At 60.9% G+C, this 21,705-nt stretch carries 22 protein-coding genes; all 22 read left to right on the top strand.

From position 1 onward, the window contains the following. Window positions 1-9: 9 nt before the first annotated feature. The 22 genes from WS89_RS01070 to WS89_RS00955 all read left to right on the top strand — a co-directional run bounded on the left by WS89_RS01070 (window position 10) and on the right by WS89_RS00955 (window position 21,688). Complete coding sequence (locus tag WS89_RS01070) at window positions 10-396, top strand: C40 family peptidase (protein ID WP_059789206.1); 387 nt, start codon at window positions 10-12, stop codon at window positions 394-396. Next, window positions 386-6,418: an interleukin-like EMT inducer domain-containing protein gene (locus tag WS89_RS01065; RefSeq protein WP_059789205.1), complete on the top strand. Its 6,033-nt coding sequence runs from the start codon at window positions 386-388 to the stop codon at window positions 6,416-6,418. The genes WS89_RS01070 and WS89_RS01065 overlap by 11 nt, the downstream gene beginning before the upstream one ends. Window positions 6,419-6,427: 9 nt before the next feature. After that, the gene (locus WS89_RS01060; protein ID WP_059789204.1) at window positions 6,428-6,787 is read left to right on the top strand and encodes a hypothetical protein; all 360 of its coding nucleotides are present in this window, start codon (window positions 6,428-6,430) and stop codon (window positions 6,785-6,787) included. Next, complete coding sequence (locus WS89_RS01055) at window positions 6,784-6,972, top strand: hypothetical protein (RefSeq protein WP_059789203.1); 189 nt, start codon at window positions 6,784-6,786, stop codon at window positions 6,970-6,972. The genes WS89_RS01060 and WS89_RS01055 overlap by 4 nt, the downstream gene beginning before the upstream one ends. 82 nt (window positions 6,973-7,054) lie before the next feature. Further along, window positions 7,055-11,572 carry a beta strand repeat-containing protein gene (locus tag WS89_RS33525; protein ID WP_156440487.1) on the top strand — a complete coding sequence of 1,506 codons (4,518 nt, stop codon included), beginning with the start codon at window positions 7,055-7,057 and terminating at the stop codon, window positions 11,570-11,572. An 11-nt stretch (window positions 11,573-11,583) separates the two neighbouring features. Continuing rightward, window positions 11,584-11,985, top strand: coding sequence for an XkdW family protein (locus WS89_RS34390; RefSeq protein WP_218921285.1), 402 nt, complete (start codon window positions 11,584-11,586; stop codon window positions 11,983-11,985). Window positions 11,986-12,027: 42 nt separating this feature from the next. Beyond that, window positions 12,028-12,360, top strand: a complete 333-nt coding sequence (locus tag WS89_RS01030; RefSeq protein ID WP_059789199.1) for a hypothetical protein — start codon at window positions 12,028-12,030, stop codon at window positions 12,358-12,360. Between the two features lie 114 nt (window positions 12,361-12,474). Then, window positions 12,475-12,843, top strand: a complete 369-nt coding sequence (locus WS89_RS01025; protein ID WP_059789198.1) for a hypothetical protein — start codon at window positions 12,475-12,477, stop codon at window positions 12,841-12,843. Between the two features lie 10 nt (window positions 12,844-12,853). Further along, window positions 12,854-13,396 (top strand): lysozyme, encoded by a 543-nt coding sequence (locus WS89_RS01020; protein WP_059789197.1) that lies wholly within the window; start codon window positions 12,854-12,856, stop codon window positions 13,394-13,396. After that, entirely contained in the window at window positions 13,393-13,662 is a 270-nt protein-coding gene (locus tag WS89_RS01015) for a hypothetical protein (RefSeq protein ID WP_059608990.1), read from the top strand. Before WS89_RS01020 ends, WS89_RS01015 begins: the two co-directional genes overlap by 4 nt. Then, window positions 13,662-14,246 (top strand): hypothetical protein, encoded by a 585-nt coding sequence (locus WS89_RS01010; protein ID WP_156440486.1) that lies wholly within the window; start codon window positions 13,662-13,664, stop codon window positions 14,244-14,246. The genes WS89_RS01015 and WS89_RS01010 overlap by 1 nt, the downstream gene beginning before the upstream one ends. Window positions 14,247-14,400: 154 nt before the next feature. Then, window positions 14,401-15,087 carry a hypothetical protein gene (locus WS89_RS01005; protein ID WP_156440485.1) on the top strand — a complete coding sequence of 229 codons (687 nt, stop codon included), beginning with the start codon at window positions 14,401-14,403 and terminating at the stop codon, window positions 15,085-15,087. Window positions 15,088-15,152: 65 nt separating this feature from the next. Continuing rightward, window positions 15,153-15,536 (top strand): RNA chaperone Hfq, encoded by a 384-nt coding sequence (locus tag WS89_RS01000; protein WP_081068192.1) that lies wholly within the window; start codon window positions 15,153-15,155, stop codon window positions 15,534-15,536. Continuing rightward, window positions 15,536-16,933 carry a DnaB-like helicase C-terminal domain-containing protein gene (locus tag WS89_RS00995; RefSeq protein WP_156440484.1) on the top strand — a complete coding sequence of 466 codons (1,398 nt, stop codon included), beginning with the start codon at window positions 15,536-15,538 and terminating at the stop codon, window positions 16,931-16,933. Before WS89_RS01000 ends, WS89_RS00995 begins: the two co-directional genes overlap by 1 nt. Window positions 16,934-16,942: 9 nt before the next feature. After that, window positions 16,943-18,046, top strand: a complete 1,104-nt coding sequence (locus WS89_RS00990) for a DNA primase (RefSeq protein ID WP_156440483.1) — start codon at window positions 16,943-16,945, stop codon at window positions 18,044-18,046. 41 nt (window positions 18,047-18,087) lie between these two features. Beyond that, the gene (locus tag WS89_RS00985; protein ID WP_059789192.1) at window positions 18,088-18,561 is read left to right on the top strand and encodes a hypothetical protein; all 474 of its coding nucleotides are present in this window, start codon (window positions 18,088-18,090) and stop codon (window positions 18,559-18,561) included. 9 nt (window positions 18,562-18,570) lie between these two features. Continuing rightward, complete coding sequence (locus tag WS89_RS00980) at window positions 18,571-19,224, top strand: hypothetical protein (protein WP_059789191.1); 654 nt, start codon at window positions 18,571-18,573, stop codon at window positions 19,222-19,224. Further along, window positions 19,221-19,523, top strand: coding sequence for a hypothetical protein (locus WS89_RS00975; protein WP_059789190.1), 303 nt, complete (start codon window positions 19,221-19,223; stop codon window positions 19,521-19,523). The genes WS89_RS00980 and WS89_RS00975 overlap by 4 nt, the downstream gene beginning before the upstream one ends. A 127-nt stretch (window positions 19,524-19,650) precedes the next feature. Beyond that, window positions 19,651-20,931, top strand: coding sequence for an ATP-dependent DNA ligase (locus WS89_RS00970; RefSeq protein WP_218921284.1), 1,281 nt, complete (start codon window positions 19,651-19,653; stop codon window positions 20,929-20,931). Then, on the top strand, window positions 20,928-21,134 hold the full coding sequence (locus WS89_RS00965) for a hypothetical protein (RefSeq protein ID WP_059789188.1): 207 nt from the start codon (window positions 20,928-20,930) through the stop codon (window positions 21,132-21,134). Before WS89_RS00970 ends, WS89_RS00965 begins: the two co-directional genes overlap by 4 nt. Window positions 21,135-21,143: 9 nt before the next feature. Continuing rightward, a complete protein-coding gene (locus WS89_RS00960; RefSeq protein ID WP_059789187.1) occupies window positions 21,144-21,350 on the top strand; it encodes a hypothetical protein in 207 nt (68 codons plus the stop codon). Continuing rightward, window positions 21,347-21,688 (top strand): hypothetical protein, encoded by a 342-nt coding sequence (locus WS89_RS00955; RefSeq protein ID WP_059789186.1) that lies wholly within the window; start codon window positions 21,347-21,349, stop codon window positions 21,686-21,688. The genes WS89_RS00960 and WS89_RS00955 overlap by 4 nt, the downstream gene beginning before the upstream one ends. Window positions 21,689-21,705 lie beyond the last annotated feature (17 nt).

Here is a 21,705-nt window from a genome sequence, read left to right as displayed (position 1 = left end):
AAGTCACAAATGACTTATCATGATCTTCTCGGCGTCCCCTTTGAGCTCGGCGGTCGCGGGCCTGATTCGTTCGACTGCTACGGGCTGGTGATGCACCTCACGGAGCAGGCCACGGGCAAGCGGCCGCCGGACTACGGGGTGTCTGGGGATGCCGCGCGCATCGGGGCAATGATGGCGTGCGCCCGTGTCTTCTGGAAAAAGCTCGACGGGCCGAAGCCCGGCTGCTGCGTGCTTTTCCGGATGGGGCGCCACATCAACCACTGCGGCTATGTCATCGACGCAAGCCGCTTTATCCACGCATGGGACAAGACCGGCGGCGTGACGATCGAGCGGCTTTCAGATTGGGAAAAGAGCAAGAGGGTTTTCGGGTTCTATGAGTATCAGCATGCAGAGTAGCGAACTGGCGCAGGTCATCAACGTCCGGCGCATCGTCAACCCGCTGGATCCGCTCTACGAGATTGAGACGGAGCATTGGGCATACCGGCCGGGCGCCACGCTTGCAGATTACTTGCCTCTGGTGCTGGCTGAAGAAGTGGTGGTGTCGCGCAACGGCGGCATCGTCGAGAGTAAGGACTTCGGGCTCGTATACCCGCAGCCTGACGACTTCATCGTGCTCTGCCCGATCCCGCGCGGTGGCGGCGGATTCAAGGGCATCTTCCGCATGATTGCGATGGTCGCTGTCGCGATTGTCGCGCCGGAACTGGCAGGCGCGCTTGTTTCGCTCGGTGGCATTGGCCTGGCAGCCGCTGTCGGCTCGGCCGGCCTGACCGCGATCACCGCGGCAGTGACGGTCGGCATCACGGTCGCCGGCTCGCTGCTGATCAACGCGATCATGCCGCCGCCCACGCCGACGAACAGCTCGAACAACAGCTTGGCCTCGAGCTCGACATACGGGGCAGACGGGGCGAAGAACACCAGTGCCGAGGGGCTGCCGGTGCCGGTGTGCTACGGCTCGTTCCAGATGGCCGGCAACATCATCGGCGCCTACACCGAGAACGTCGACAACAGCCAGATCCTCTACATGCTGATCAACGCCGGGGAAGGCCCGATCGCGTCGATCTCGAATATCCGCCTCAATGACCGGGACATCAGCGAGTTCAAGGAAGTCGCGGTGCAGACGCGTATGGGTGATCCGACGCAAGGAGTGATCGACTGGTTCTCCAAGGTCATCGTCCCGCACAGCAAGAACCAGATTCTCCCGCATGACAGCAGCTACCTGCAGTTTTCGACGTCGGATTCAGTAGAGCAGATTCGTCTGGACTTCACGTTCCCCGCCGGCCTGTTTGCGCTCGATCGTAACTCGGGCGACATGCAGAGCAATACGTGCGTCATCGAGGCAGATTATCGCCTCGTGGGGGCGACTGACTGGACGCCCTTCAGCGCGACCCGGCCGTCCTACGCGAACGTCAAGATTCGACCGAAGGTCTACCGTGGCGGTTTCCTCGGCAATGATTATCCGATTGATCCCGACGACAAGATCACCGACTTCGCGGTCGTTTATTCCGACTCGAATACCGATGTCGACAGTTCGCTCGTCACCGCGCTGAAGAACCAATACTGGAACTACGTCGGACGGCCTTACTCGACGTGGATCAGCGCCTTCGGCGGAATGTGGATCTCCACGTCGATCTCAATCCCCGGACGCGGCGGCGCGCTGATCGTGACGGAGAAGATGCGTTCGACGGTGCGTCGATCTTACTTCACACCGCAGCTGTCGCTAGGGAAGTATGAGGTTCGCGTTCGGCGCAACGAGAACTACACCGACTGGAGCAGCGGCAACCCGCGCGTTATCCGCGGCCAGCCCATCACCGGCGACACGTCACAATCCGAGTGCTATATCACGGACCTGAACGAAATCGTCTACGAGGGTGTCGCCTATAACCACACTGCGCTCGTAGCTCTGCGTGTTCAGATGGACAGTCAGCTGTCGGGCATCCCGTCGGTCACGTTCACGAATGGCGGCCGACTCATTGCGACGATGACGCGTGACAAAGGCGTCATCCAGACCGCGCAGTCGGCAAACGCGAACCCGGCGTGGGTCTACTACGACATGGCGACGAACGGTCGCTATGGACCCGGTTTCAGCCCGGATCGGCTCGACATGGATTCGCTGTTCGAGTGGGCCGAATTCTGCGATGCCAACGGCCTGACGTTCAATGCGGTTCTTGACCAGACGATGAACTTCTGGGATGCCTCCGCTTATGTGCTGCGCGTCGGTCACGCTCAGGTTATCACGGTAGGCACGCGCTACTACATCGCGATCGAGCGCGCATCCGATCCCGTGATGATGTTCGGTATGGGCAACATCATGCAGGACACGTTCAAGCAGACGTGGCTGGGCACCGTCGATCGCGCGACGGAAGTCGATGTGACCTACTTCGACCGGACGGACGGCTACAGGGAAAAGACCGTTAAGGTCACCAACCCGGATTCAGTGCTCGAAGGGCAAAATCAGAACGCGAGCGCGATCACCCTGTATGGCGTGGTCGACATCAAGCGTGCCTATATGGAGGGCGCGTTCCAGCTCAATCTGAACCGCTACCTGCAACTGACGTGCGAGTGGCAGTCTCCGGTCGAATCCATCGCCTGCGCGCCGGGCGACGTGGTGCTGGTGCAGCACGACATGCCCGCATGGAGCGAGTCGGGCCGCACCGCCGTTGGCTCGAGCAACAGCATCATCAAGCTCGACAAGCTCGTCAAGATGGAGGCCGGCGGTCGCTACCGCCTGCTGGTCCTGAGCAACACGGTCACGCGCGGGACGTCCGTGATTCAGGCTATCACCGGAACGTTCGTGCAGGTCGCCAACGGCACGCCGTCGGGACGGCTGATGCGCATGACGAATGGGTCGGGGACCGACGTCGGCATCACCAACGTGCTGCCGGATGGGGTATATGTCGAATCCACTGCGGGACTCTCGGTCGGCCAGCCGGTCACTTTCATCGATACTGATGTGGTGGAGGAGCATGACGTCGTCTTGGCGCCGGGGCAAACCGACACCATCCAACTGGTATCGCCGATGTCGTATGCGCCGGGTCCGTTCATCAACTACATGTTCGGGAAGACGGAGAAGGTCAAGAAGCCGTTCCGCATCAAGGGCGTGACGCTCGGCTCGACTGATTTCCATCGCACGATCACGGCGATCGAGTATCGGCCGGAAGTCTACGACCTGACCCAATACGAAGAGGTCTACGGCTCACTTGAGGTGCCGTCCATTGATCCTTCTCAGGGCGTGATCAGTGCTGTCCAGAACCTCACGATCTACGAGGAGACGTTCGTCTCCGGGACGCAGATCCTCACGAACGTGCGTGCTGCATGGGCGAACCCGGTGGTTGGGGCGTATGCGGGCGCTGACATTCACCTTTCGATCAACGGGGCGGCGCCCGTGCTTGCCGACACGGTGCGCGGTGACACGAGCTACCTCGTCAAGGGACTGAACAAGGGCGATACGGTAACTGTTCGAGCGGTGGCCTATGACGTTTGGGGCAAACGCGCGAGCTACGATCAGTCGCCCACGGTGACCTACAAGGTGGTCGGCTCCGTATCGAACCTAGCTGTCGCTGATGTGACCGGGGTGAACTTCATCTGGGCTGGGAAGGATCTGAAGCTGTTCTGGAACTACAACTCGACCACGCAATCGTTCGAGTTTGGTTCCGAGCCTAACGGCGCGGACAGCGGCTCGCTGGATCCGCACTTCCTCGACTACGAGGTGCGCATCTACGACCACAGCCACAAGCTGCTGCGCGTAGAGCACACGCGCGATAACAACTACATCTACACTTACGAGAAGAACGTCGCGGATGGCACGCATCGCCGCGTGACCGTTGAAATCGCTGTTCGCGATGTGTTCAACAACGTCGGCCGGCCGGCGGTCATGGATGCCTACAACCCACCCCCGACGGTGGTATCGGCGAACCAGAGCGCCGACTACGATCGCGTGACGATCTCCTACACGCACTCGGACGATACGGATTTCGCGGGCGCGGCGATCTATCTGAGCGATGATCCGAACTTCGTCGCGGACTCGACAACGCTGGTCTACCAAGGGCCAGACAGCTCGGTGCTGCTGCCGAACCTGATGTTCAACCACGACTACTACTACGTGCTCGTGCCGTTTGATGCATTCGGGATGGACGAGACGATTCCCACGCCGAAGTTCAAGTTCCACACGCCGTTCATGGACGTTAATGCGATTGCGGACGGTGTGCTGAATGGATCGAAGCTCATCCCCGAACTTCAACAGCGGATCGACCTCGTTGACGGCAACGGCCTCGGCTCGGTGAACCAGCGTGTGCAGGAGGCGCTCGACGCCGCGAACAAGGCGATCGCGGCGGCGAGCGCTACATCTGCGGCAGCGACCAAGGACGCGCTCGATGCGGAAGCGGCAGCCCGCAAGGTCGCAGAGGGCGCACTGACCGCGGCCATCACGACCGAGCAGCAGACGCGCCAAGCGGCTGACGATTCGCTCTCGAGCCAGGTCCAGTCGGTGACGGCGCGGGTCGATCAGAACGCGGCGGCTATCCAGACCGAACAGACTGCCCGTGCGAACGCTGATAGCTCCTTGTCGACCCGAATCGATACGGTTGTCGCCACGACGAACAACAACACTGCGGCCATTACCAGTGAGCAGAAAGCGCGCACCGATGCTGACTCGGCGCTGTCGACCCGAATCGACACCGTGACTGCATCGGTTGCGAGCGCCAACGCTGCAATCGTGAACGAACAGACCGCGCGCGCAAATGCCGACAGTGCAAACGCGTCGAGCATCAGCTCAGTGCAAGCGCAGCTTGGCAACGCGCTCCTGTTCCGTGTCTCGAGCAACGGTGCATTGGCAGTGGGTGCCGCCGCCACCGGCCTCTACAACGCCGTGTCCGGCGTGAAGCTGCAGGGCGGCGCACGCAGCTACAACGTCGCGACGATCGACGCAACCGGCGCCGTGACGACGCGCGGGTCATTCGACGTTTTCAGCAGCACGGCGGCGCGCGACAATCTGGTGACGCTGTTGAACGGCCTGCCGAACACGGTGACGGTGGTTGTGTGGACGTTCGACGAGCCACAAGGGAACCTCGCCGGCGCGCTTCAGACTGCGCTGGTGCGCTGCGGCGCGACCAATGCAGTTCTGTCGCAGATTAAATATCGCTCCGCCTACATTCTCGTGGGCGTGCCGGGCAGCAACGAGGGCTCGGGCACCGAGCTATACGCCGGTGCGATCGACAGCGACGCGAAGGCGTTCCTGACATACACCTTCCAGGTGCTCAACGGGAGGCCCGTGGCGACGGCCGGCGGCCAGCTCCCGATGGTGATTCAGGCGAGCGTGACATCCGAGACGAATGCACGCGTAGCAGCAGACGGCGCGCTGGGGTCGCGAATCGACGCGGTTGTGGCAAGCGCGGCCGGCAACACCGCGGCCATCACGTCCGAACAGACCGCCCGTGCGAGCGCCGACTCCGCGTTGTCGACCCGCATCGACACGCTGTCGTCGACGGTTGGCAGCAACACAGCCGCGATCACGACCGAGCAGAAGACGCGCTCGGACGCTGATAGCGCGCTGTCGAGCCGAATCGACACACTCGCGAGCTCGGTGAGCTCGAACACCGCAGCGATTACGAGCGAGCAGACGGCACGCGCGAACGGGGACAGTGCGAACGCGGCGTCGATCACGAACCTGACGACGACAGTCAACGGCCACACGACCACGATTCAACAGCAGGCAAGCTCGATCAACGGCTTGAACGCGCAATACACCGTCAAGATCGACAACAACGGGTATGTGGCGGGCTTCGGCCTGGCATCTACGACGGTGAACGGCGTGCCGACAAGCGAGTTCGCAGTTCGCACCGACACGTTCTCTGTGAACCTGCCTGGTTACGCGGGCGTGCATCCGTTCACGATCGGTGCGGTCTATGGACAGCCGAAGGTCATCATCAGCAGTGCGCTGATTGGCGATGCGTCGATCGACAACGCCAAGATCGGCGACTTGCAGGTGAATACGGCGAAGATCTCCGACGGCGCGATCACAAGCGCGAAGATACAGTATGCGGCGATCCAGGCCGCACACATCGGCGAAGCGCAGATCGATACATTGCGGATCGGCCTGAACGCAGTGACGACAGGCGTTTATTGGGAAACCACGAGTGGGTCCAACTACGGATCAGGATTCACTTACCGATCAACGGGCAATCCGGTGCTGTTTATCTTTTGTGGTTTGTCGACGAGCGCCTTTGGCGGCGTTCTCAGCGTTGATGGAAAGCAGCTTGGTGCATACATTGGTGGGCGAACCAACGCGCAAAACAATGTCTCCGGCGGCCTTGCTTTGCCGACCTATGGATGCTGTTCGGCCAACCTTCCGCCTGGCGATCACTCCGTCTCGATTACTGGTGACATCCATTACGTCATCTACGCAATCGAGTTCAAACGATAAGGAAACATCATGCAGGACTATTTGATTCATGACAGCAATGGCAGGATCACGACGCGTGCCCGGATGCCGGACATAATGATCGACATTCAAGTCGTGCCAGAGGGAGGCACGCTGTTGCGTGCCTCGTGTGACATTGCTCTGGACTGGGTAGAGGGAGGTGAAGTCAAGCGTCGCCCGGCTAATCCGGCCACCATTGACGGGATGTCGCTCAAGAACCTGCCGGCGCCATGCACGATCGTCGTTAATGGCGAAGCGCATGAGTGCGTCGACAATAGCGCAACCCTGTCATTCAGCCAGCCTGGCACCTATCCGGTGATCGTGAAGGCGTGGCCGATGCTCGATGCAATTTTCGAGGTGACACAAGCATGAAGATCCATCACGAGGTCGACCCGATCCCACTGCGGCAGGCCGACTACCAGGACATCGGTGAGCAGCTCGACGCCATCATGAAAGGGTTCGACGCGCTGGCTCGGCAGGGTATCCAGTTGCCGGACGAGACGCTCGAGTGGATCCGGCACTGCAGCGAGGTGAAGGAGCGCTACAAGAAGGACTGAGCAGAATATGTGAGTGCCTTGTTGATAAGTCAGCAATGACTTATACTCGTAACAACTAGAAAGTCGGCAAGGGCACTCACGGATGGCACAACTCAAGGTCAAATGTTCGATCGACAACGGCGGTCAGACCGTTACGTTGCCCGGTCAGAACGTGGCATACCGCATTCGGGCGAACAATATTTTCCTGATCGTTGGGGAGTATGTGCCCTATGTGGTTGCCGCCGACGCGACCTTCGATGGCACGAGCACGAAGTTCACGCTCGCCGGTGTCTATCAAGGGCAGGGTGGTATCGGTCTTGATTGCGCTGTTGCAACGGACTTCACCGTGCCGGACAACCTTCCGACGCTTTCGCAGGGCGATGTCGGCACCGCCGCGATCTTCACGAAGGCGATGTATCAGATCCAGGACATGATCAAGGAGGTCAGCCCTGAAGGTTTCGCCGCGTCGATCAGTGAAATCCACGCCAGTCTGAACGGCGCGCAGCAGGCAGAGGCCGCTGCGGCCGCAGCGGCCGGCGCGGCCGCGGACAGTGCGGCGAATGCAGCCGGCAGCGCGACTGCAGCGGCAGGCAGTTCAAGTGCGGCTGCGGCGAGCAAGTCTGCTGCTGCAACGAGCGCGGCCAACGCAATGACAAGTGAGACGAACGCGGCTGCGTCGGCGACCGCGGCTGCGAACTCCGCCACGTCGTCCGCGAACAGCGCTTCGAACGCGGGTTCTTCTGCTTCTGCATCTGCAGCAAGCTCTATCAGCGCAGCAAACAGCGCGACAAATGCTGCAAGCTCGGCGAGCGCCGCAGCAGCGTCCGCAACGAACGCCAAGGCATCGGAGTCAAATTCCAAGACGTCTGAGACGAACGCGAAGACCAGCGAGACGAATGCAAAGGCGTCGGAAACGAGCGCCGCGTCGTCGAAGACCGCTGCGGCCACGAGCGCAACCAATGCTGCGAACTCGGAAACCGCTGCTGCCGGTTCGGCCACGGCCGCTGCTGGCTCGGCGAGCGCGGCGAGCGCATCGGCATCGAGCGCGAGTAGCGTGCTCACGCAGGTTCAGGGCATCCTGACCACAATGAACGCCCTGTATCTGGGCAAGCAGTCTGCCGACCCGACCAAGGACAACAACGGCAACCCGCTCGTCGTGGGCTGCGAGTATTTCAACACCACGACTAACCAGATGCGGGTCTACACCAGCACTGGCTGGCAAGACCAAGACGCGACCGCCGAAGCGATGGCGGCAAACGCAACCGCGAGCGCATCCCAGGCTGCCGGATCGGCCACTGCCGCGGACAACAGCGCTGCTGCCGCAGCGAGCAGCGCATCGTCGGCCAACTCGTCGAAGACCGCCGCTGCAACGAGTGCTACCAATGCGGCGAATTCAGCCAGTGCTGCGGCCGCCTCGCAAAGCAGCGCGGCGACGAGCGCAACGAATGCAGCGAACAGTGCATCAGCAGCGGCCAATAGTGCTGCACAGGCCCAGACGGCAGTAAGCGGTTACGCCAAGCTCGATGGTAGCTCGCCGTTCACCGGGCCGGTCGTCATCGATGCGGTCACGACTGACACGACGGCGCACCTGGAAGCTCGCGGATCATCTGGTGCACTCAATCGCGAAGGGAAAATTCGGCTCGGTGGCACGTTTGGCGGCACCACGTCCGATACGGGCAATCGACTCGTTGCTTCGCTCCGTGCGGGGTTCAATGGCGGGACGTGGGGGACCGAATACCTCGACTTCTGCCTCAACAACGCCGGCAATGATGGGCGCTACGACTCGAAGCAAGGTCGTGTGATGCGCATGACGTTTGGTGGGCGGGTGCTCGTCGGCACGGGGATGACCGATGACGGCTCGACAACGCTGCAAGTCAATAACAGTCTGCTGGTTTCGCGCTTCGGGTCGGCCCAGAAGATCGTGCTCGGGGCATCCGTCTTGAACACCATCAACTCGTATTCGGTCGCGTCGAATGCGAGCCCTCTGACCATCAACGCAACGACCGATGCAAACAATAGCGCGGTAACCGGCGGCAACGTTGGTCTGAATTTCCAAATCCTGGGCGCTACTAAACTGGCGATCAGTCAGGGCGGCAATGTTCTGGTAGGCCCGACCGTTGATGATGGAGTCAACTCGCTTCAGGTAAGCGGCGGTGTCCGTGCTGGCAACTACTTCATCAACAGCCAGGCTACGGGGGACTCAGGTCTGTTCGGGTTCAACAATTCCAACGGCCCCAATATCGCGTTCTACGGCTCTGGAACGATCGGTGCCGGATCGCTGGTATTCAGCACGGCATTTGCCGAGCGTGCGCGCTTCGTCGCTTCTGGTCGCATGCTGATCGGCATGACGACTGATGACGGGGCGAACGCGGTTCAGGTCTACAGCGCTGGAGGGAATGGAACCGGTCTTCTCGCTGTAGCCGGCGGCAACACAACTGGCATGGGCGGCGCGGTATCGTTCGCCGCAAACGTCGGTTCTGCACCGATGTCGCAGGTGAAGGGGGTGTTGGACAATAAATACAGCGGCGGCAGCTATGACCAAGGCGGGTTGGCATTCCTGACGCGTCCGGCCGGCAACGGTGCGGCCGGCGCACTGACCGAACGCATGCGCGTTACGAATTCTGGTCGTGTCCTTATCGGGACCGCTTCCGATGATGGCTCAAGCCTGCTGCAGGTTGCTGGCAACACATATTTCTACGGCGTCTCATACTTCGGTCAGACCTCCGCAAAAGCGTGGATCAACGCCGATGCGAACGCGTATTACGTGTATGGGCAAGGCAATGCGCTTGTAGGCTCGGCGGGGGCGTCCGGCTACGTTGGCCTCGTATCTGCCAATGCCGAGCGACTTCGGGTGACCGCATCCGGCCGGATTTTGATCGGGACAACAGCCGACAACGGCGGTGACTTGCTCCAGGTTGCTGGCACGGTAAGGGGCATGAATAGCATCGGCGCTCTCATTGCCTCGAACGGCGGGGGCACGGGCCAAACGTCAGTAATCCTCTCGCGGGATGGTGCACCGGCCGACCAGAAGAAGTGGGAGTTGATGCAGGGTGGCGATGGCGCGTTCTCCATTCGAGCCACTAACGATGCATATTCCGCTGCGCAGAACGCGCTCTGTATCACGCGCGGCTCCGGATCTAACGTCGGCAACATGATGCTGATGCAGAATGGCGGACACGTCCTTGTCGGAACGTTGACTGACGACGGCGCCAACCTGCTGCAAGTAGCTGGGTCGGGCATGTTTGCGAACGCCGTCTCGACCTACTACGGCGCAAACGACACGCAGGTCACGCTATCCACGTCGAACTGGTCCGGTGGTGCGACGCTTGAGGTATTCAATAAGGCTAACACGACCAAAAAGAATATCGCCTTTGCACCTTGGGGTGGACGCGTTCTGATCGGGACTGCGACCGACGATGGCTCCACGCTGCTGCAAGTCTCCGGCAAGGGCCGATTCACGGGGGACGTGCGAACATCGGATTCGAATGGCTTCCGGGTTGTGTTTGGCAATTACGGGGCCTTTTTCCGAAACGACGGAGCTAACGTCTATTTCCTGCAGACGGCGAGCGGGGACCAATCTGGGTTGTGGAATGGCTATCGGCCGTTTGCATGGAATCTCTCAACCGGCTATGTCTCGATCGACAGCACGGGCGCGGGGACTACGCTCGGAGGGGACGTTGGTGTATCGGGGGTGCTGACGGTTAGCAAGGACGCTCGTGTTGCGACCGCAGGCGGCAACCTGATGGTGGGTGGCGTCTCATACGCGAGCGGCACCAACGCCACAATTGCACCAGATGGAAACGTCTGGGGAACGCAGTGGGGCAGTCAGTGGCTTCGCACGTTCCTGGACAACACTTTCGTCCACAAGTCAGGCGACACCCTCACGAGCGATCTGCGCGTGCGTGCGCCGAACAATTCGACGGCTGCCGGCGCAGTGTTCGCTCGCCCGGATAACACCGCGCTCGCATGGCTCCACGGCTCGATGAGCACCGGCGGCGCATACGGTTACTCCTCCTGGGCGACGATGAACCCGGATGGCTCTTGGCGTGCCAACGTCATCACGGTAAATGGCACGGACAACTCCGCGACCATCATGAACTTGCGCGCCAACGGGGTGACGTATTTCAGCGATCGAATCACTCTCGATCGCGCCGGCTGGCAGGCCGACATTGGGCTGCACAACAACCGACCAGGCTACGACTCGTGGACATACCTGCGTGCACGTGACGGCGGTGGCCTCGAAGTCATCAACAGCGCCTACAACGGCGTGCCGTGGAACGTTAGCAACGATGGCGAGACGTGGCAGGGCGGAAACCTGCACGTCGGCGGGGCGACGCTACAGACTGACGGGAACCTCTGGCAAGGCTATCGCGGCCGCTGGCTGTCCGACGACATGGGAAAGCTCGATGACGCATGGAACAAAGCGAATGACGCGCAGTTGAACCGCGCCGACCGTGGCGCGCAGTGCCCGATTGTGGCACTCGAAGAAGTTGGCCCCTACGATATGACCCAAGGCACGCAATTTTGGATTCGTCGAGATAGCCCGTGGATCATGAATGGTATCGGCTTTGCAGGCGGTAACCGTTGCTGGGTCCGTTTTGCATGGCTCCGCAACAACTAAAGAGAACACCCATGACTGAAGAATTTGTGACACTGGATGAATTGCTGTTTGCCATTCAGCAAGAATATCCGGATTTGGTCGGAGGCAAGGACTACTTGCTGGCTCGGGCGCTCAATCCGGACGGCACCCCAAAGGAGCATGCGCGAGTCGATATGTGGCCTGCCGGTATCGACCGGCCGGACACCGACTGGATTCAGACGCATGTGGCTATGCACAGGCAAGCGTTCCAAGAAGCCCCCGTGCGGCTCAAACGTGATCAGCTGTTGGCGCAGACCGATTGGACCCAGGCAGCAGATGTGCCGGCGACAACTGCTGCACGTTATGCGGCCTACAGGCAGGCATTACGAGATCTACCGGAGCAGGCCGGCTGGCCGCTCGATGTTCAGTGGCCCACGCCACCGAATCGCACTTGACACCGGGCTAGGCCCGATCACTTTCAACCACAGGAGCCAAACATGGCGATCAAGCAAGCAGTCGTTCTCGAGTCCACCGGCGCCACTGCCGAATATCACGTTGTCACTCAGGTGATGATCGACACGCTCAGCAAGATGACGAGCGCGACGATTATGAGTTACGTCTCGGCAGACACGCACACGTCGGGGAAGCAGCCGATTCAGGGCGCGACGACCATTTACATGCAAGGTATCCCGGATGCCAACGAGGGCGCAATTTCCTTCGCTGAAAAGCTGCTCATTGTCAGCAAGCCGGCAGACGGCGATCAGACCGCGGGAATGCTGCCGTATGGCGCGAACCGTTACATGCTCGCGGGAGGCACGATCGTCGAGTAATAGCTCGTTCGTGTAGTTTATATAGTAAGTAAGCAATGACTATACATCGCCGATGTTTCCGGATAACATCGGCGATGTTTTGTATCCGCTGAGCGAGAGACTGCGAAGGGACTTATGACCGCTGAAAAGGACAACGACGTGTCGGAGCTCGCTGCGCTGGGTAGCCAGATCAGGGACGTGCAGGGGCACGTTCAGGAAATCAAGACCGGAATGGGCCAAGTTGCGGACGCAATCGTCCGCCTGGCAGTGATCGAAGAGCGACATCTGGCGACGCGTGCACGCGTCGAGAAGCTCGAGGATCGCATGGTCGATGTATCGGGCCGGACGACGGAGCTCGAGAAGTCGCAGATCAAGTATGAAGCGCGGTTCGCCGGCGCGACGTGGACGGCAAAAGCTGTCTGGGCGCTTGTCGGGGGTGCTGCTCTCACCATTGCCGGGAAGCTGCTGATGATGGCGATGGCGGCCCCGACCGCCACTCACTAAGGGCCGCGCCATGAACATGACCTATTCCAAGACCGGACTGCAGTTGACGGAGAACTTCGAAGGCTGCGTGCTTCACGCCTACCCGGATCCGAAGTCTCCGCTGGGGGTAGAGCTCCAGCGCCGCGGGCTCTGGAAGAAAACGCTCGCCGGTGCGCCGATCGCTGCCGACCTACTCAACAAGTTGAGCGCGCGGCCGTGGACGATCGGCTACGGCCATACCGGGCCGGAAGTGCGTTACGGGCTGGTATGGACGCAAGCACAAGCGGAGGCGGCACTGATGAAGGACGTGCAGGCTGCGGTCGACGCAGTCAACCGTCTCGTGAAGGTGCCGCTGAGCCAGTGCCAATTCGATGCGCTCGTTGATTTTGTCTTCAACCTCGGCGAAACGCGATTTGCGGGCTCCACCATGCTGCGCCTGCTGAATGCCGGTCAGTATGAGGCCGCCGCCAACGAATTCCAAAAGTGGGATATGGCAGGCGGCGTTCACGTTGCGGGCCTGCTGCGGCGCCGGCAAGCCGAAGCGCGGGAATTCCGCTGCGAGGAGCCGGCATGAGCCTGCTCAAGCTGAAGATCTTCTTCCACCACTTGTTCACGGAAGTCGATAACGCGACGCCGGACCTGGCGAAATACATGGCCGCGATCACGTCGCTGGACTTTGTGTTCACGCAGACGTGGGACACCGTCGTCAACAAGGTTCCGTTCAATGCTACGGCATTCGGCACAGGCGGCGCGGCTTTGTTCGCCGGCATCGGTGTGTGGATGGCTGTGAAGAAGGACTCCCCGATGAAGACCGACGATGAGACGAAGGAGGCAGGCTGATGAATCCGCTCGCGAAGATTGGTGTGCTTGCGCTTGCCTGCGCCATCGCCTTCGGCGCAGGCGCCTACGTCGACCGCCAGTTCGTGCTGGCATCGCGGGCAAAGCAGGAGGTGAAGGCTGTTGCGGGTGTAGCGACCGGCGTCGCAGTGGCGCAGACGAAGAGCAAGACGGTCGAGGCGGCAGTGACAGTCACTGCCGACAACATCGATCAGAACAAGGTCGCTATCCGTCATCGGGTTGCGGCGCAGATCAAGCGGGCCGTCGCGCCCGCGCCCACTCCCAGTGAGGAAGCACATGAAACGATGCGCGCTGCTTGCGGCGGCTTTTATCTTGATGTCGGCACTGTCCGCATGCTCAACGCAAGCCGCGCCGGAGTCGCTTTTCATTCCACCGCAAGCGGCGATGAAGCGGGCGACGCCGCTCCGGCCCTTTGCTTTACCGACTTCGTCGACGCCGACCAAGAACTGACGAAGCTCTACTTGGACCTGGCGCAGCGCCACGACGCGCTCGTCGATTCGGTGGAACAGTTTCAGAAGGAGCAGCGCGCGCGACTCGGTGTCGATGACACGCCGCTCGGCAAGTAGGAAGCCTCCCCGAGCCGCATCTTCTCGGGGAGGATCAAGGATTGCTTGGGGCCAGGACCGCGCTCCCTCAATTTCTAACCTTTCTAAATTCCATGAACCTATACCTATAATTAATCTGAAACTTATCAATAATGGAAATGAGAGGAAGCCCCAAGTGCTCCATGAATTTTTCGGCCAGTCGTTGACACCGGCGGATTGCGAAATGCTTGCGTTGTCTCGTATCGCGCCGTCGTCGCGGGCGGTGGAGGCGCTGCTATTTCTGCGTAAGTGGTTCGACTACCGCCATCTGCATCCCGTGCAAGCGACGTATCTATTCGCTCACGAGTATCACGATGCAATCAAGCGGGCATACGCACGGCAGAAGGACATCCGCACTGTCGAGAAGGTCAAACCGATCGACGTAGCGGGGTTGTTCGATAGTCGGGAGCTGGCCGCCGTATGGCGAGCGAGGCAGGCGTTCGACGCGGTCGGATGCCGGTATGAGTTCGGCCTCGACTTCGTCGTGCGCCGGGCCTGCGATCGCGGTTGGCGGATGTTTCCCCGGCCCAACCAGCTCTATGCGGAAGAGGTGGCGCTGGATCTGCGCGACGCATGGATTGCCGAATGCAAGAAGTCAATCCAGCTGGCGCGTGACGGGCGCTTTCTGATCGAGAACTACCACGGCCACCCTGACCAAATTGCATACCAAGCGTGGCAGATCGATCAGATCAAGAGCCGCGGTGGTAACCGGGCAATGCTGCTTTCGCGGCTGCTGAGCGAGCGGGCCGTCTCTGAATCGGTGGCACGCGCGGCGTTCGGCGAGGTGACACTGCAGCAAGCGAAGCGTTTTTTTCTCAATTAGAGTAAGTAAGCAATGACTATAATTAAGTCATCGCTAATTTTTCATCAACTCACTGGAGTTCCAGCATGACCCCCGAGCAAGCTCGCCAAGAACAGATCAACGCCGGCCGCCGAATGATTACGCTCGAGCATCGCACGCTCGAAAGCCGCACGGGCAGTGTCGCTCGTCCGCAGTATGGGGAACAGCGCCCGCGTGCCACCGCACGCCCGCCGAAGGGTCACGATGCCATCCTCAAGGCGATGCAGGAAGAACGTCAGCTCGCCACGATCATCACTACGGGTGACGTCACGTTCGAAGGGCTGGTGACAGGCCGCGACAAATATACGATCACGCTGCTGACCAAGCATCCGAAGGACTCGACGCGTCTGATTCGTCGCGTGTTCTACAAGCATGCGATCGAACAGTTCTTCGGCGTGCCCCAGGACAGCGATACGTCGGCGGTGCAGTGATGAGCGTGGTGGCATTGTCAGCAGTGCCGTCGACGACGCCGGCCGCAGAAGCGGCCGAGCCGCCGATGAGCAAGTTCCAGTTCGACGGTGACTTTCAGTCGCGTATTGCGGCCCTTACCCTGCGTGACACGTCCTTCAACCAGATGGTTGATGGGCTGGTCGAGCCGGGGCATTTCGAGTCTGAGATCGAGTCCTATCTTGTCAGCGTCGCGCTGCGCTACTGGAGCAAGTATCGCAAGGCACCGGCAAACATCGGCATCTACGCAATGCTATTGCGGGAAGACCTGGACGCCAAAGTGCTGCCGAAAGCGCTCGGCGTTGCGGCGATCGCTCACCTGAAGAATCTGTTCGAGACGGACATTTCCGACCGCGACTTCGTGGTCGATCAGGTTGCGACGTTCGCTCGGCATCAGGCCATGCAGGCTGCGATGTTCAAGGCGATCCCGAAGCTCGACCGCAACGATTTCGACGGCATTTCGAAGCTCATGCAGACGGCGCTGAACGTCGGCGCGAACGCAGAGGGGGACACCTACGATTTTGCGGCGTCGATTGACAACCGCACCGGCATCCGTCTGGAGCGCGCGTCGGGCAAGCTGCCGCCGCAAGGCATCACGACCGGCTACCGGGTGATCGACGATCTGCTCTATCACCGCGGCTGGGGCCGCAAAGAGCTGTCGGTGCTACTGGGCGCTGCGAAGGCGGGCAAGACGACCGCGCTGATCGACTTCGGCATCGGTGCTTGGGCCGCCGGCCACAACGTCTACTACGCGTCGTGTGAAGTCTCGCGGGAGGTGATCTCCGACCGGATGGACGCCAACATCGCCGAGCAGGCAATGATGGAGCTCGGGGCGCACACGCACGAAGTCCGCGACAAGGTTCGCCTGTTCGCAGACCGCGCGCGGCGCGCCGACGGCACGAACGCGAAGTTCATGATCGACGAGTTCCCGACCGGCTCGCTGAAGGTGTCGGAGCTTCGTCGGCGTATCGAGCGGTTCAAGCAGCAGGGCATCGTTTTCGATCTGGTCATCGTCGACTACGCCGACATCATGTCGCCGGAGCGTGTCACTGACTCCGCGATCGAGAATTCCAAGTCGGTCTACGTTGACCTGCGCGGGTTGGCGATCCGAGAAGGGCTCGCGGTGCTGACCGCAACGCAGTCGAACCGGATTGGTGCGAACGCGAACGTCATCAAGGCCGAGCACGTCGCTGAAGACTTCAACAAGGTCCGTATCGCAGACATCATCATTTCGATCAACCGCACCGAAGAAGAGCGCGCAGCGGGCCGGGCTCGGTTGTATTTCGCGGCGTCGCGAAACCAAGGCGGGGAATTCACGATTGAGATCGAGCAGGCGATGGACCGGATGAAGTTCATTACCAAGGTGCTCGGCTTCGCATAAGGAGCAACAATGGCGACTGACGATCTGTCAGAGCTGCTGGATACCATCGATATGCCCTCGTGGATGGATCGCGAGGGCATTTCTTATCGGCTCACGCATGGCCGATCGGGCCAGCAAATCAACGTGCGGGAATGCCCGACGTGCGGCAACTCCGACTGGAAGGTCTACGTCAACGCCGACACCGGCGTCGGCAACTGCTTCGCCGGCTCGCACCCGGTCGAAGAGCGGATCTTCACCAAATACCGGTTCATTCGCGACCATCTGGGTCGGCCGCACGGTTCGAAAGTCATCGAGCACATCAGGGCATACGCGCGCGAACAGGGCTGGCGGCCGGCACGACGTCAATCTGTCGAGGTCGAGAAGCATGTCGGCTGGGAGCTACCGCAGCACATCGACTTGCCTCATGAGGGGCGCAACCTCGCCTATCTGGAGAACCGTGGCATCACTGCGGACCTGTCTGCGTATTTTCACCTCGCCTACTGCCCGCGCGGTGCGCACTTCCGGTATCCGACCGAGCGTGGTTGGGCCTACCAGGACTACAGCGCACGCGTGCTAATCCCGGTGTTCGACATGGACGGGAAGCTCGCGACGTTTCAGGGGCGCGACGTGACCGGCCATGCTGAGAAGAAGTATCTCTTCCCGCCGGGTATCGACGGTTCGGGCGTGCATTTGTTCAACGGGCTCAACGTCCACGACACGAAGCGCATCGCGGTAGGCGAGGGCGCGTTCGACGTCGCGGCGATCAAGATCGCGCTCGATGCGGACCCGCAGCTGCGCGATGTGGTGCCGGTGGGAACGTTCGGCAAACACCTGTCGTCGGGCAGCGATAACAGCCAGCTCGCGAAATTCATGTTGCTCAGGGAGCGCGGCGTTGAGGAAGTGACCTTCATGTGGGACGGGGAAATCCAGGCGACCGACGACGCGGTCGAGGCCGGCTTGATGCTGCGCCAGCACGGGTTTCGCGTGCGTATCGCGATGCTGCCGCCCGAGAAAGACCCGAACGAGGTGCCAGCCGAGGTGGTGCGGCGCGCGTTCTATGGGGCGACGCTGCTGAACGGGGTGTCAGCGATGCAGCTCCGAATGGGTCGTCGCATTATGAACGAAAGTAAGTAATCGGTGACTATAATGTGCGTATCAGCAATTTCGGAGGCGTCATGAAGCTACGGCGCAGCTTTTCCCATCACGAGCGTGGCACGAAGGCATATCAGGTAATCGAGGTAGAAATCGGCGACCAGTGTGCAGTCATTTTTCAATACGGCAAGTTCCGCGCGGGTATCGATTCGATTGAAGGGTGGAGCGCTCAGGTCGATCTGAGTGGTCCGTATTCGTTGGCTCGATCGCGTGAGCTCCATGACAGGAAGGTCAAGGAGAAGACGCGGCGCGACTACAAGCGGTGGGATACGACCGAAATGTCGTTTCGCTCCGAGCGCGAGCTGCTCGACGCTTTGAAGCGTCTCATCGGGCCATTCAAGTCTGAGGCAGTAAGACAGCTGCTTGTTGGCGGACCTCCCATCGCTGCATCCGAAGACGAGCCACAGGGCGGTCTCGAAAATGACCCCAAGGGCAGCAGCAAGAAAGCGCCCGCACCGCGAACCGAAGAATCGATGCCCGAATGGGCCACTTGGTAGGAGAATGTAATGACCGAACAAGCAACGGCGCCTGCAGTCATGCCGCCGGCCACCTCTGCTGACGGCAAGCGCAATGCGTTCTACACGGACTGTCTGAGCCTCAAGGTGAAGAAGCCGTATGCGGCGTGTCAGCACATCGCGGACCACGCGAATGACGCGTCGATTCAGGCCATCTACGGCGACTGCCTGACCGAGATCCGCCAGTGCCGCTGCACTGCACTCGACATGCGTCAGAAGGAGCAGCTGGAGGGGCGCGCGATCTACTTCATTGAGCGAGTGAAGGGCGAAGCGATCGTCGCGCATCAGCAGCAGGCATGGGTGTCGCCGCTGTCGACGAAGCGCTCCCGCACGCAGCGAAGCGCTGCGCCGGCGCCCGTATCGAAGCCCGCTGACATCCTGGCTCAGCCGGCGATCGGCGTCGACATTCACGCGGCCGTGCTCAACCGAATGGTTGCGCAGCGCTCGCAGCCGACCGTCGAAACCGCAAACGCGACTAACGGTCAGGTTTCGCTGAACCATACGCTCGCCGCTGTCGCGGCGGCCGAAACCCCTGCCGCCACGAACGGGGCGCTCCCCAAGCTCGTTATCCGAGCAGGTGAGTCGCCGTTCGAGGCGATCCAGCGCATGAAGCGCGAGCGTCAAAACCAACAGGCACACGCATGAGCGAACCCATCTACAAGCCTTTCAAGCTGCTCGCGCCCGGCGAGCAGTTCATCGACCTGGATACAGGCGCACGGTTTATGAGGATCACCTGCACCGACGAAGACGACCGGAAGAATATCCCCGTCGCTGCATGCTGGGGTGCCCTCAATCGCCATGCGCTGAATGCGGTGTCGCTCGAGCCGTTCACGACGAAAGGCCGCGGTATGCAGCTCGGCGCCGGCGAAATGTCGTTCTTCCGCGAAAACGAAGCGGTGCAGCTCATCACGCCGCAAGAACCCGAACATCACACACAAGGATAAGTCACTAATGACTCACATGAACTCCGACCAGGCTTTCGCGGCGATCGAGAGCATCGCGGCTACCTCCAGCAAGAACGACAAGCAGGCGATGGTGAAACAGTTCCTCGCGTTCGACACGTTCAAGCGCGTGCTCGTCGCGGCGCTCGACCCGCTGACCACCTACGGCATAACGCAAGTTCCCGGCCCCATCGAGAATGCGGCACCGGGCGCGAACACGTTCGAGAACGCGCCGGTCTGGGACTGCCTGGACAAGATGGCGAAGCGCGAGCTCACTGGCAACGCGGCTCGCGACGAGGTGCAGCGCCTTATGACGTTCCTGACGCCCAGCTCGGCAGAACTGTTCAAGCGGATCATTCGCAAGGATCTGCGTGCCGGCTTCTCCGAGTCGACGGTCAACAAGGCATGGAAGGGGCTGATTCTCGAATTCCCCTATATGCGTTGCGCGCTGCTGAAGGACGCGAAGCTCGATGCGTGGACATGGGGCGACGGCGTTATCTCGCAGGAGAAGGCCGACGGCATGTTCATGAATGTCGATCACGAGACGGGCGGGGTAGTTCGCATCACCAGTCGTCAGGGCTCGCCGTTTCCTCTCGAGGCATTCGGTGGTTTCGTTGACCACGTTCGCGCCTTGTTCCCGGCCGGCACGCAGACGCACGGCGAAATGCTGGTGCTCGTCGACGGCACGATCGCCCCGCGCGAAATCAGCAACGGCATCCTGAACCGCATCGCCGCGGGCGGCGAGTTCGAAGCCAACGAGGTGCCCCGGTTCTTCGCATGGGACCAAATCCCGCTGAGCGTCGTCGCGCCGAAGGGCAAATACGAAGTCGGCTACCGCGAACGCATCAAGGCTCTGCTGCTCGGGCTGGCGGCCGGCGCACGCGCGCTGCCGGGAATCGACCCGATGATTCAGCATATCCCGACTCGCATCGTGCATTCGCTCGAGGAGGCGCTCGCTCACTACCGCGAGCTCCTGACTCAAGGCAAGGAAGGAACGATCATCAAGAACGGCAATGCGATCTGGAAGGACGGCACGAGCAAGGAGCAGATCAAGCTCAAGCTGGAGGTGGACGTCGACCTGAAATGCGTCGCGATCGTGGACGGCCGCGCCGGCACGAAGAACGAAGGCCGAGCTGGCTCGTTGACCTGCACGTCGTCCTGCGGTCAGCTTCAGGTCGACGTGACTGTGAAGAACGAGGCGCTGCGCGATTCGATCGATGCGAACCCGAGCGACTTCATCGGCCGTATCTTTGCGGTGCGCGCGAACTCGATCATGAAGCCGTCCGAGAACAACACGTTGCACTCGCTGTTCCTGCCGCGCATGGTCGAAGCCAGCTATCGCACCGACAAGACCGAAGCCGACGACCTGGCCCGCGTCGAGCATCAGTTTGCATCGGCGGTGGCGGCATGAGCGCGCAACTCACCGGAAAACTGTTGACCACCGTCGCCGAGCTCAAGGAAGCGATCAAGGACTTGCCCGGCGACATGCAGGTCGCGACAGTGATGTCGTCCGGCATCATTATCCCGATCGGGCTTTCGATCACTCGGCGAGGGAAGAGCAACAAGAACTACACCGTGACGCGCGGTGGCGTCGAAATCCTCTGCATCCGGTAAAGGCCCGACATGAAAACCATCACGCTCAACGAGATCCGCGCGGCGTCGCCATTCCCGTGGGTGACGCAGGTCAACTTCAACGGTATGGGTGGCGTTCGCATGCTCGATGCGACAGGCAAGGAAGTCCCGCTGCTGAACATCACTGCGCTGGCCGGTATCCTGACCACGACGCTCGCGGCTGCGCCGGCGACCGCTCAGGCGGAGGGCACTTCATGAGGAGGATCGAACAGGGGTTTGTGCGGCTCGGGCTGATCGATCCAACGGTCAAAGCGCTTGCCGATCTCATGCGCGACGATCCCGACACGTTTACCCAGCACTGCGCTCCTGACTGGCGCGCGACTTGGCTGCTTCACACGTCGCGCGTGTTCTCGGTGGTCTGCTACAAGACACGCGTGGTGAGTATGGTGCCGCGGTTTCGAGTGATCGACAGGGAAGGGACGAGCCTCATTTCCCTTCGCTGCTTTGATCGCTTGTTGCTCGCGATATCTTGGCCGCATCACTTGCGACCTAAGCGACGACAGCCGGATGCGTGGTATTGCAGCCTGTTTGCATAACGCTCCTTACACGACAT

The organism is Burkholderia sp. MSMB1072, assembly GCF_001524725.1.
In the GTDB taxonomy this organism is placed as follows: Bacteria; Pseudomonadota; Gammaproteobacteria; order Burkholderiales; family Burkholderiaceae; genus Burkholderia.
The sequence above is the reverse complement of the archived record's forward strand: the minus strand, read 5'-3'. Positions and strand labels throughout refer to the sequence as shown.